The sequence below is a fragment of the Lamprocystis purpurea DSM 4197 genome (genome assembly GCF_000379525.1).
GTDB classification, from domain to species: Bacteria; Pseudomonadota; Gammaproteobacteria; order Chromatiales; family Chromatiaceae; genus Thiodictyon; species Thiodictyon purpureum.
Window position 1 is genome coordinate 93,391 of record NZ_KB902542.1, and the last position, 10,687, is coordinate 104,077.

General features: G+C 65.6%; 10 protein-coding genes. 6 read left to right on the forward strand and 4 right to left on the reverse strand.

Annotated features, from left to right (window positions below; genetic code table 11):
- Positions 1–18: 18 nt before the first annotated feature.
- Positions 19–1,017: a ribonuclease T2 family protein gene (locus tag A39O_RS0126845; protein WP_020507752.1), complete on the forward strand. Its 999-nt coding sequence runs from the start codon at positions 19–21 to the stop codon at positions 1,015–1,017.
- 2 nt (positions 1,018–1,019) lie between these two features.
- The gene (locus A39O_RS0126850; RefSeq protein ID WP_020507753.1) at positions 1,020–2,297 is read left to right on the forward strand and encodes an NCS2 family permease; all 1,278 of its coding nucleotides are present in this window, start codon (positions 1,020–1,022) and stop codon (positions 2,295–2,297) included.
- 109 nt (positions 2,298–2,406) lie between these two features.
- Here A39O_RS0126850 and A39O_RS0126855 read toward each other — a convergent pair whose 3' ends face one another.
- Entirely contained in the window at positions 2,407–3,297 is an 891-nt protein-coding gene (locus A39O_RS0126855) for a phosphoribulokinase (protein ID WP_020507754.1), read from the reverse strand.
- 360 nt (positions 3,298–3,657) lie between these two features.
- On the opposite strand from A39O_RS0126855, the gene A39O_RS0126860 reads away from it, so the two are divergent.
- The gene (locus A39O_RS0126860) at positions 3,658–5,751 is read left to right on the forward strand and encodes an ATP-binding protein (protein WP_245561989.1); all 2,094 of its coding nucleotides are present in this window, start codon (positions 3,658–3,660) and stop codon (positions 5,749–5,751) included.
- Positions 5,752–6,000: 249 nt separating this feature from the next.
- On the opposite strand, the gene A39O_RS0126865 is transcribed toward A39O_RS0126860, so the two are convergent.
- The 3 genes from A39O_RS0126865 to A39O_RS0126875 form a co-directional block, all read right to left on the reverse strand.
- The gene (locus A39O_RS0126865; RefSeq protein WP_026199766.1) at positions 6,001–6,240 is read right to left on the reverse strand and encodes a DUF433 domain-containing protein; all 240 of its coding nucleotides are present in this window, start codon (positions 6,238–6,240) and stop codon (positions 6,001–6,003) included.
- Between the two features lie 471 nt (positions 6,241–6,711).
- Entirely contained in the window at positions 6,712–7,206 is a 495-nt protein-coding gene (locus A39O_RS0126870; RefSeq protein WP_020507757.1) for a GNAT family N-acetyltransferase, read from the reverse strand.
- The gene (locus tag A39O_RS0126875; protein ID WP_020507758.1) at positions 7,203–7,487 is read right to left on the reverse strand and encodes a type II toxin-antitoxin system TacA family antitoxin; all 285 of its coding nucleotides are present in this window, start codon (positions 7,485–7,487) and stop codon (positions 7,203–7,205) included. The genes A39O_RS0126870 and A39O_RS0126875 overlap by 4 nt, the downstream gene beginning before the upstream one ends.
- A 236-nt stretch (positions 7,488–7,723) precedes the next feature.
- Here A39O_RS0126875 and A39O_RS0126880 point away from each other — a divergent pair, with 236 nt between their 5' ends.
- The 3 genes from A39O_RS0126880 (at position 7,724) to A39O_RS35400 (ending at position 10,667) form a co-directional block, all read left to right on the forward strand.
- Positions 7,724–8,491, forward strand: coding sequence for a GNAT family N-acetyltransferase (locus A39O_RS0126880; protein ID WP_020507759.1), 768 nt, complete (start codon positions 7,724–7,726; stop codon positions 8,489–8,491).
- A 120-nt stretch (positions 8,492–8,611) separates the two neighbouring features.
- Positions 8,612–9,469 carry a lysophospholipid acyltransferase family protein gene (locus A39O_RS0126885; protein WP_020507760.1) on the forward strand — a complete coding sequence of 286 codons (858 nt, stop codon included), beginning with the start codon at positions 8,612–8,614 and terminating at the stop codon, positions 9,467–9,469.
- Entirely contained in the window at positions 9,462–10,667 is a 1,206-nt protein-coding gene (locus tag A39O_RS35400) for a glycosyltransferase family 4 protein (protein ID WP_020507761.1), read from the forward strand. Before A39O_RS0126885 ends, A39O_RS35400 begins: the two co-directional genes overlap by 8 nt.
- Positions 10,668–10,687: the final 20 nt, after the last annotated feature.

Genomic DNA, 10,687 nt, shown 5'->3' on the forward strand with positions numbered 1-10,687 from the left:
CTATCCGAGGACCGTCCAATGCACGTGCCGTGCCTGCTGACTGCCTTGCTCTGCTGCTGGCCGCTGGTCGGCTTGGCCGAACCCTTTTCGGCCGGGCTGATTGCCGAACGGGACTGTCCCGCGGGGATCTCGACCAAACATCAGGAAAATCCGGGTCAAGTCCGCCTGGTCCCCGGTGAGACCTATCGGGTCGTCGCACGCAATCGGGCGGAGCCGACGCATTACCAAGTGCGCATCGAGTCCGCGCGTCCGCGGGAGCGGTGGGTGGAGGTTGCGTGTGGCCGGCTCGCCCCGGCGGTCACTGATACTCCGCGGGGGCCGGACGCGGCATCGGCACCAGTGTCCGCACCGACCAGGACCGGCGGCATGGACCAACAGTTCGTGCTGGCGGCGAGTTGGCAGCCGGCCTTCTGTGAGCAGCGCCAGGGTCGGCCCGAATGTCGCGGTCAGACCCCGACACGCGCCGATGCCAGGCAGTTCTCGCTCCACGGACTCTGGCCGCAGCCGATCGGCCGCGCCTACTGTGGGGTGGAGCGGCCGCAGCGGGAGCATTCGGAATCCGGAGACTGGCAGCGGTTGCCCACGCCGGACCTGAAACCCGTCACCCGCGGCGCGCTGGAACAGCGGATGCCGGGGACGCTCTCCGCGCTGGAGCGCCACGAGTGGCTCAAACACGGAACCTGTTACGGCGCGGATGCGGACACCTATTTTCGTCACTCGCTGGCCCTGCTCGATCAACTCAATGCCTCCGACGTGCGGACGCTCTTCGAAGCGAGCATCGGCCGGCGGCTGCGCGCCGAGCAGGTGCGCGACGCCTTCGACCGTGCGTTCGGCCCCGGCACCGGGGAACGGGTGCGGCTGGAATGTGACCCCGCGGGGCAGATCACTGAGTTGCGGATCGGGCTCAAGGGCGTGATCACCGACCAGTCGACCTTGGGAGACCTGATCCGCGCGGCGCCCACGCGCACCCTGGGCTGCCGCGGCGGCTGGGTGGATCGGGCGGGGCCGGGGCGTTAGGCGTGTTCAACCTGCGCGAGGCCGGAACCACGGTCCGGACCGAGATTCTCGCCGGCTTCACGACCTGGCTCGCGATGGTCTATATCGTGGCGGTCAACCCGAGCATCCTGGCCACCACCGGCATGGACCAGGGAGCACTGTTCGTGGCGACTTGCCTGGGTGCCGGCATCGCCTCGATCGTCATGGGGGTCTATGCCAACTACCCGCTGGCGCTGGCGCCCGGTATGGGGCTGAATGCCTATTTTGCTTTCGCCGTGGTGGGCGGCATGCAGGTGCCCTGGCAGGTCGCGCTGGGTGCGGTCTTCCTGTCCGGCGTCTTATTCCTGATCGTCTCGCTGCTGCGCCTGCGCGAATGGCTGATCAATGCCATTCCATTGTCGCTCAAGCTGGGGATCGGTGCCGGCATCGGCTTCTTCCTGGCGCTGATCGGGCTGGAGCATATGGGCGTGGTCGCGGCGAGCCCGGCTACCTACGTGACTCTGGGTCAGCTCGGTAACCCCGCGACGCTGCTCGCCTGCGCCGGCTTCCTGGTGATGGCCGGACTGGCGGCGCGCGGCTTGGCCACGGCGGTGCTGATCGGTATCCTGGCGACTGCCGCGGCCGGCATCCCGTTCGGGCTGACCACTTTTCACGGCGTGATGGCCATGCCGCCCTCCCTGGCGCCCACCTTGCTGCAGATGGACATCCCCGGCGCGCTCAGCCTGGGCGTGGTCAGTATCGTGCTGACTTTTTTCCTGGTCGACCTGCTGGACAACGCCGGCACCCTGATCGCGGTCACTCACCGCGCCGGGCTGATGCGGCCGGACGGCACGGTGCCGCGGCTCAAAGAGGCACTCACGGCGGATTCGGGCGGCGCCATGCTGGGCGCGGCGCTCGGTACCTCCACCGTCACCAGCTACATCGAGAGCGCGGCGGGCATCCAGGCCGGCGGGCGCACCGGGCTGACGGCGGTGGTGACCGGCGTGCTGTTCCTCGCGACCCTCTTCTTCGCCCCGCTCGCCATGGCGCTGCCCGACTTCGCCACCGCGCCCGCGCTGGTGTTCGTCGCCTGCCTGATGGCACAGGCACTGCGGGATCTCAACTGGGATGATCTGACCGACACGCTGCCGGCGGTGGTGACGGCGCTGACGATGCCGTTCACCTTCTCGATCGCCGCCGGCATCGGGTTGGGGTTCATCGTCTATGCGGTGGTCAAGACGCTCGCCGGTCGCCGGCGCGAGGTGAGCGGGGCGGTGTGGCTGATCGCGGCGGCCTCGGCGGCAAAGTTTGCGATTCAGTAGGCGGCAGCATCCGGGTGCGCCGCCGGGTCGTCATCCCAGGCACCCGAGCCCGGCGTCCCGCCAGGACTCCGGTGCTCGCGATGCCTTTGAGGTTTGCGGGAAGGCTCCGCTAGACCCGTCGCGCATCCATCATGCGTTCGATGATCGGCTGCAGGATGATCTCCATCGCCATCCCCATCTTGCCGCCGGGCACCACCATGCTGTTACGCCGCGACATGAAGGAGTCCTTGATCATGGAGAGCAGGTAGGGGAAGCTGACTTCCAGTTTCTCCGGCTCCTTGAAGCGGATGATGACGAAACTTTCGTCGGCGGTGGGGATGTCGCGCGCGATGAACGGGTTGGAGGTGTCGACCGTGGCGACGCGCTGGAAGTTGATGTCGGTCAGTGAAAACTGGGGCGTGATATGGCGGATGTAGTCCGGCATGCGCCGCATGATGGTGTCGACGATGGCCTCGGCCGAGTAGCCGCGCTCCAGGTTGTCACGGTGAATCTTCTGGATCCATTCCAGATTCACGATGGGCACCACGCCCACGCCCAAGTCCACATGGGCGGCGACATTGTCTTCCTCGGTGACGACCAGCCCGTGCAGGCCTTCGTAGAAGAGCAAATCAGTGTTGTCCGGCAGATCTTCCCACGGCGTGAACTGACCGGCCGTCAGTTGGGTGCCGAGCCGGGCGTTCTGCTCCGCGGCCTCGCTGTCGCTATGGATGTAATACCGCTTCTTGCCGGTGCCGGTCTCGCCGTAGCTGTGGAATAGCCCCGCCAGCAGTTCGAAGTGGTTGGCCTCGGGGCCGAAATGACTCAGGTTGCGGTGTTCCGCGGCGGCGCGGGTGGCCTCGACCTTCATGGCGGCACGGTCGTACCGGTGAAAGCTGTCACCCTCGATGACCGCGGCAGTAATGCCGTCTCGATAAAAAATGTGTTCGAAAGCGCGCTTGACGGTGGTCGTACCGGCGCCGGACGAGCCGGTGACGGCGACAATCGGGTGTTTCTTGGACATGGCGTTCTCCCCTTGTTCTCTCAGGTCCGGCCTAATTTACACGGCCCCAGGCACCTGGTGAGGCGCGCTCGCCGGGGTTTTGGTCGGTGCTTGGTCGTTGTCGTTCGAGAAGGATTAGCTAATATACCATGAGTTTGGGGGCCGAGTGCCAGTGGAAATTTGTCGGGTTCTAACCGGTAACAGGGCCTTGGCGCCGCGCCGTCACGGTGCCTGGATCGGTTGACCGGGACCTTCCAGGTCGGGAAGGGGTCGCCGGGGTTGGTAGGCGCTCTTGATCAAACAATGACAACAACAGGTGTCGCTGCGCATGGGCCGTTCTTTGCGGCCCGGCGTCGGCGTTCGCCGGCGGAGTAGCGAAGCATGGCGATGGCACCCAAGCGTGGTGATCTGGGTCTTCCGGAGGGGATGCGGGCAAACCCCGAGTTCCAATCCGCCCTGGTTCGGTTCGCGGTCTGGACCTTCGGTACCGGCTATATTTCGCTGGCCGCCATCACCGGTTATTACAAGGTCGATATCCCTTATTTTATTACAGTTTTTAGTATTTTTGTGCTGATCAACGCCGCCGTCTTCGCCAGCGTCCTGGTCCGTCCCGATTGGCCGAGTCGGCGTTATGTTGCACTGTCGCTGGATATTGTCGCCATCAGCCTGGCGATTTTTGTCACCCGTGAGGCGATCAGCCCCTTCTATCTGCTCTACATCTGGATCTTCATCTCGGCCGGGACCCGCTATGGAACCAGTCATCTGGTGCTGGCCTCCGCCGAGGCCGTGATCGCCTACAGCCTGGTCTTGACCGCGTTGGGTCAGTGGCAGCGCCATACCTATGAAGCGGTCTTTTTCCTCTTTTTCCTGTTGCTGCTGCCGCTCTATCAGTTCGCGCTGTTGCGGCGGGTGCAGCGGGCCAAGGACGAGGCGGAACGCGCCAACAAGGCCAAGGGCGATTTTCTGGCTTTCATGACCCATGAACTGCGCACGCCGCTCACCGGTGTGATCGGCATGACCGAGTTGCTCAAGAGCACCACGCTCGACGCCGAGCAGCGCGACTACCTGCTCTCCATTTCCAATTCGGCCAATGTGCTCGGTGCCCTGATCGGGGATATCCTGGACTTCTCCAAGATCGATGCGGCACGACTGACCCTGGAGCAGGTCCCCTTCAGTCCGCGCGCGGTGGTGCGGGAGGTCTGCGGAGTGCTTGAGAGTCTCGCCTTGGCCGAGGGAGTCGAACTGATCTGTATCGTGACGCCCGATGTTCCCCAGACTGTCGTGGGCGATCAGTTACGGGTCCGTCAGATTCTGTTCAACCTGGTGGGTAACGCGGTCAAGTTTACCGAAGAAGGCGAAGTCCGGGTCCGGGTACTGGTGCGGCCCGCGGAGGAGGGGATCAGCGAGCCGCATCTGTTATTGGAGGTCGAGGATACCGGGATCGGCATCCCGGCCGACAAGCTCGAGCAGATCTTCGAGAGTTTCAGCCAGGCCGATGAGTCCACCACCCGCCGCTTCGGCGGCTCTGGTCTCGGCACGACCATCGCGCTGGAGTTGTCACGCCTGATGGGCGGTACCATCGGGGTAGAGAGCGTCGATGGTCAGGGCAGCCGCTTCCGGGTGCGGCTGCCGTTGCTGGGAGGTGTGCTGCCCCCGCCGCCCGCCCCATCGGCGCGCCTGCAAGGACGGCGCGGGTTGGTGATCGAAGCCAACCAAACGCACCGCGACCTGGTCTGCGAGGTGCTGCGTCGGGAGGGTGTCACCTGCCAGGGCCTGGCCGACCCGGTGGATGTCAGCGCCTTGGCGTCGGGGGCCGCGAACCTGGACTTTCTCGTGATCGGCGACCGGCCGCGCGGGTTCGCGCTGGATGCCGCTCGCGCCAAGATCAGCAGCCTGTTGGGCTATGAATGTCCCTGCCTTTTTCTCACCTACGCGGCACGACGCCCCGAGGTGCCGCGCACCGCGGCGCGCTGCTTGAGCAAGCCCTTTCTTGCCGGGGACCTGGTCGATGCCGTCGAGGCGCTGCTCGGGCTCGTGCGCGCGGCGCATCCCTGTTACCAGGAGAACCGCGGATTCGGCGGGGGCGATCCGGCGACCCTGGCCGGTATCCGGGTGTTGGTCGCCGAGGACAATGCGATTGCCGCCAAGGTGATCACGGCCTTCCTGCAAAAGATGGGAATCGCCTTCACCCTGGTCGAGGATGGTGAGCAGGCCCTGCGTGAAGCCTTGCAAGGGGGCTATGGCATCGCCATCGTCGATCTGCGTATGCCGAAACTCGACGGTATTCAATTCGCGCAAGCGTATCGCCGGCAGGCGCTGGGACAGCCCCTGCCCATCGTCGCTCTGACGGCGAACGCGTCCGAAGATGTCAAGCAGACCTGTCTGGAGGCCGGCATGGTCGACTTCCTGGCGAAACCGGTCAGCCCCGAGTTACTGCGTCAGACCATCGAACGGCTGGCGCTGCGGGGGCGGTGAGTGGCGGCCTTGATCATCGTTCCGGCCGGCGACGGCCTGTCCGCAACTGGAGGTCGAGGCTTTAGCCTGTGGCGATTCCCGAGATCTCAAAGAAAATCAGTGGTGCTTGCGCGCCGGACCGGCTAAAGCCTCGACCTCCAGTCGCCGGAACGACGATCAAGGCCGCATCGCCGCCCCGCACGACTTCGCGGTTCCCCCGCGCTCGCGGGGATTAGGCCCACGCGGGCCATATAGGATTCCTCGCGGTTGTCATTTGGAGTCCGGCGGCATTCGGGAGATCCGGATACGCTCGGTACCGACAGCGAGACAGGCATTGATATCCGCCTGATCCAGATCGGGGTAGTCCTCCAGGATCGCGGCGGAGGATTCGCCTTGCGCCAATAAGCTCAAGACCAATTCCACCGAGATGCGCAGATCGCGAACGATCGGCTTGCCGCCGAATACATCGGGGCGGCTGGTGATGCGTTGCAGAAGATCGTCTTGTTTCATGGTCGTCAACAACCGATGATGGGCTTCGGTCTTGCCCTGGTTGCTTCGATGATACATTTGTATCAATGAAGCCCAGTGCGGCCGGCGCGGCGTCCGCCGCCAGACAGTCGTCGATGATCGCCTCGACATCCCGCACGGCCCATTCGCGCGGGATGACGGGCTTGCCGGTCACTCAGCGGAGCACTGGCCGGCGCGAGCCCGCGGGGCTTCGAAATAGGCCCGGTCGGCGGGTGCCGTCGGGGCGGAGTCGGCGCCCGCGAGGAGCCGCGCAAACGCTGCCGATCCTGGTCCCGCCGGATCAGGTCGCGCACCTACTCACTGCTGGTGCCGAAGCGGCGCCCGGCGACCTGCTCGTTCACATTATGACTTGAGCGCGTCGGGCAAGGAGAGTTTATGGTAGTCATGTCGTCAGCGTAGCCACGATGGCAAATTTTGGCAAGGCAAGGCGCCGTCGGTTCGGTGCAGGCGGCACTATTTCGCGACATCCTTCAGTGGCAGGAAGAGTTGCCTTGGAACCAGGCCAAGAGATGAAAACCCCTGGTGACGATAAAATGCCTCGGCCTGCGCATCCTTGGCATCGACGACCAGGGCAAAGACCGCCACCTCTGAGCGCGCGGCCCGTGTGATCGCATCCCAGAGCATGGCGCTGCCGAGACGTCGACCTCGATAGTCCTGATCGACAGCGAGGCGACCCAGCCTGGCCACGGGTATCGACGGATACCGCGGCAGACGCTTGACAATGGACTGCGGCAGGTCGCCCAAGGGAATGCCCGCGGCGGCCAGCGTGTAGTACCCGGCAACCCGTGACGTTGCGGCCTCAATGGCGACATAGCAGGCCGTCAGGCGGCGGCGCATATCCTGGGTGACGCGCTCTGCGAAGTACTGATCCAGTGCCTCGACGCCACAGGCAAAGCCTTTCCGGTCATGGTGGGGCCCCAGCGGCTCGAGTCGAAACGGCGCCGTCACTCTGAACCGAACAGTCGGGCGTGAGCCTCTTGGGCACGCAGCAGCGCAGCCGTCGGGGTCGGGGGATCGAGCAGCGCATCGACGAAGCGCCGCTGATCCTCCGCGGACAGTCGGATGATGCTGGTTTCCTCAATGGCGCGACACGCGGCTTCCTGCGCGGCGGCGACGACAAAATCGCTGACGCTGCGCCCCTGAATCTCGGCGGCACGTTTGACCAGAACCAGTGCCTCGGGCGCAATCCGTGCTTCGAGGCGGGCGGTGCGGTTGGATGCGGCTTGCATGTGGGATCTCCTGTTGGTACTTAAGTATGTACGGCGGAATCACGGACGTGTCAAGGACAGCGTCTCAAAGCAAGCGCAGCCGCGGCTGAGGTCCCGCTGCTCGGCCTTCGCGTGATTCACCAAGCGGCCAGGTCCGGTCACCACATCGTCATCGCTCCAACATGTCTCCGCAACAGTTGCGAATTATCCTACTCGTCTCTTCATTTGGTGTCTTTCGTCAGCCCCGAGGGTGTGAGATGGTTGCGTTCGCGTCTGCCCTGGCCGCCAAGCGTGGTGATCGCTTGTATGTGGAACTCGCCGCGAGCGAGCACGAGGTGCGCGAGGCTCAAGCCTTGCGGTACCAGGTCTTTGCGCAGGAGTTGGGCGCGCAACTGCATTCCGCGCGGGCTGGTCTCGACGTGGATGGCTTGGACCCCTATTGCCAACATCTGTTGGTGCGGGATTCCGGGACTGGTCAGGTGGTGGGCTGCACGCGCATCCTGACCGACGACCAGGCCGCCCGCCTGGGGCGGTTCTACTCCGCGAGCGAGTTCGATTTGGGTCCCATCCCCGCGCTGCCGGGCCGCAAGCTCGAGGTGGGGCGGACCTGTATCGCCGCCGCGCACCGCCAGGGGTCGGCCATCGCCGTGCTGTGGTCGGGGCTGGCCGGTTATGTGCAACTCCACGGGTTTGATTATCTGTTCGGCTGCGCCAGTTTCCCGTTGGGTGAGGGGGATGTGCAGGCGGCGGCGATCATGAACCGGCTGCGTCGTCAGGCGCTGGCCCCGGAGTCGTTGCGGGTGACGCCGCGCGTGCCATTGCTCACGACTTCAGTCGCCGATACGATTCTCGATGCACCCCTGCCGGCCCTGTTGCGCGCCTATGTGCGGCTGGGCGCCCAGGTCTGCGGTGAGGCCTGTCGCGATCCGGATTTCCAGGTGGCCGATGTGCTGATGTTGCTGCGTATGGAAGATCTGAATCCTTCCTATGCGCGCCATTTCCTGGAACGGACGGCGGGGACCTAGTTGGGCGCTCCATCTTCTCTTGCAGGTCCGTGCTTGCGGCAAGGTACCATCCATGGCACCGGGTTCCGGCATCCTGCCGGAATGACGGTGCAACTTCAGGTGGATCGGGGTACTCGACACATGACGGCACGCGCTGGGATATTCCGCTCGCTGTGGCGGGGTTTGCGCTTTCTTGAGCACGTGATCACCGGCGTGCTGATCCTGTGCGGGGTCGCTCTGGTGTCCCGCGCGGGTCGCCGACCGGCCTGGCTGCCCGGGGTGGTGCAGTGGTGGTACGGGCGGATGAGCCGGGCGCTGGGGGTGCGGGTGAACACCGTGGGTGCGGTCGCGGACCGCTGCCTCTTGGTGTGCAATCACGTCTCCTGGCTGGACCCGATGGTCCTGGGCGCCTCGGGACACATGGCGTTTTTGGCCAAGGCGGAGATCCGCGGCTGGCCCCTGATCGGTTGGATGTCCGATCTGGTCGGCACGCTGTTCATCGCGCGGGGCGCTAATCAGGTCGAGTCGGTGACCGCCCGGATCAGCGAGCGCATCGCGCGCGGGGAGACCTTGGCCATCTTTCCCGAGGGCACCACCAGCCGCGGCCTGGGGGTGCGCCGGTTCTACCCACGGCTGTTCGCCATTGCCCAGCAACCGGGGCTGGGGGTGCAGCCCGTGGCCATCCTGTATCACCGCGGGGCCGATCCGACGCCGGATCAGGACATCGCCTTCGTCGATGACGAGGCCCTGTTGACCAACCTGTGGCGCGTGCTGCGCCATCCCGGATTGGTCTGCGAGGTGCAGTTCCTGCCGCCCATTTGGCCGCGTGTCGAGGACCAGCGACGCGCGCTGTCGGCGCTTGCGCGGCGCCGGATCGTCACCGCCCTGGGCTTGCCGGAGGCGGCTGGGCTGGATGCGCCACCCCGTCCCGGTGCGCGTGCCGGCGCTTTGCAGGCTGAGACGGCCGCCCGGATCAGTGCGGATTCTTCCCATGAATGAGCGCGCGTCGCAGTCCCCCTTGCGGTTGACGGTGGTCACCGAGACCTACCCGCCCGAGATCAACGGTGTCGCCAATACCATGCGCCATCTGGTCGAGGGATTCAGGGACCGCGGTCACCAGTTGCATCTGGTGCGTCCGCGACAAGCGGGAGAGCGCGCCGGGCACCTTGCCGCGCCGATCGAACAAACCCTGGTGCCCGGGGTTCCGATCCCCGGTTACCGGGGGCTGCGCCTGGGGTTGCCGGTCTATTGGCGGCTGCGCCGACTCTGGGGTCGCCAGCGGCCGGATCTGATCTATATCGCCACCCAGGGTCCGCTCGGACATGCGGCGCTGGCTGCCGCGGTCGCGTTGCGGGTCCCCGCCGTGACCGGATTCCACACCCAGTTTCAGCAGTACAGCCGGCATTACGGACTGGGCTTTCTGACCCGGCAGATCACCAACACCTTGCGGCATTTTCACAACCGCTCGGACGCCACCCTGGTGCCGACGGCGGAACTGCGGGCGGAGCTCACCGCGGCCGGCTTTACCAACGTGCAGGTGTTCGGGCGCGGTGTGGATGTCACCTTGTTCGCGCCGACCCGGCGGCTGGAGGCGTTGCGCGCCTCCTGGGGCTGCGGCCCGGACGATCTGGCGGTGCTCTATGTCGGGCGGGTCGCCGCGGAAAAGAATCTGGAGCTCGCACGCGAGACCTTCGCGGCAATCGAGATGCAGCAGCCGTCGGCGCGTTTCGTGTTGGTCGGGGATGGACCGGCACTCGCCGGTCTGCACCGTGACCATCCCCGCTTCATTTGCACCGGGGCCAGGGTCGGCGAAGACTTGGCCGCTCACTACGCGAGCGGCGACCTGTTTCTGTTCCCCAGTCTGACCGAGACCTTCGGCAACGTGGTGACCGAGGCGATGGCGAGCGCGCTGCCGGTGGTCGCTTTCGACTATGCCGCGGCGCATGCGGCGATCGTCTCCGGGGTCAACGGGGTGACGGCGCCCATGGGGGATCGGGCGGGCTTCGTGGCCGCCGGTCTGAGTGCCATCCAGGATCGCGGCCGGCTGCGCGCACTGGGCGAGGCCGCCCGCCGTACCGCGCTCCATATGAGTTGGGAGCGGGTGCTGGGCGGGGTGGAACAACTGCTCTACGAGGTGATCCGCCGACGGCAAGGCGATCCGGAGCCGACCCCGGCCGCGGCAGCAGTTCCGGAGTGAGTGCGGGAAGCGAGCCGTTC

Coding starts and splice junctions, on each gene's coding strand:
- A39O_RS0126860 (WP_245561989.1), top strand. CDS start 3,658: ATGGCGATGGCACCCAAGCGTGGTGATCTGGGTCTTCCGGAGGGGATG.
- A39O_RS0126845 (WP_020507752.1), top strand. CDS start 19: ATGCACGTGCCGTGCCTGCTGACTGCCTTGCTCTGCTGCTGGCCGCTG.
- A39O_RS0126885 (WP_020507760.1), top strand. CDS start 8,612: ATGACGGCACGCGCTGGGATATTCCGCTCGCTGTGGCGGGGTTTGCGC.
- A39O_RS0126875 (WP_020507758.1), bottom strand. CDS start 7,487: ATGCAAGCCGCATCCAACCGCACCGCCCGCCTCGAAGCACGGATTGCG.
- A39O_RS0126865 (WP_026199766.1), bottom strand. CDS start 6,240: ATGAAACAAGACGATCTTCTGCAACGCATCACCAGCCGCCCCGATGTA.
- A39O_RS35400 (WP_020507761.1), top strand. CDS start 9,462: ATGAATGAGCGCGCGTCGCAGTCCCCCTTGCGGTTGACGGTGGTCACC.
- A39O_RS0126855 (WP_020507754.1), bottom strand. CDS start 3,297: ATGTCCAAGAAACACCCGATTGTCGCCGTCACCGGCTCGTCCGGCGCC.
- A39O_RS0126880 (WP_020507759.1), top strand. CDS start 7,724: ATGGTTGCGTTCGCGTCTGCCCTGGCCGCCAAGCGTGGTGATCGCTTG.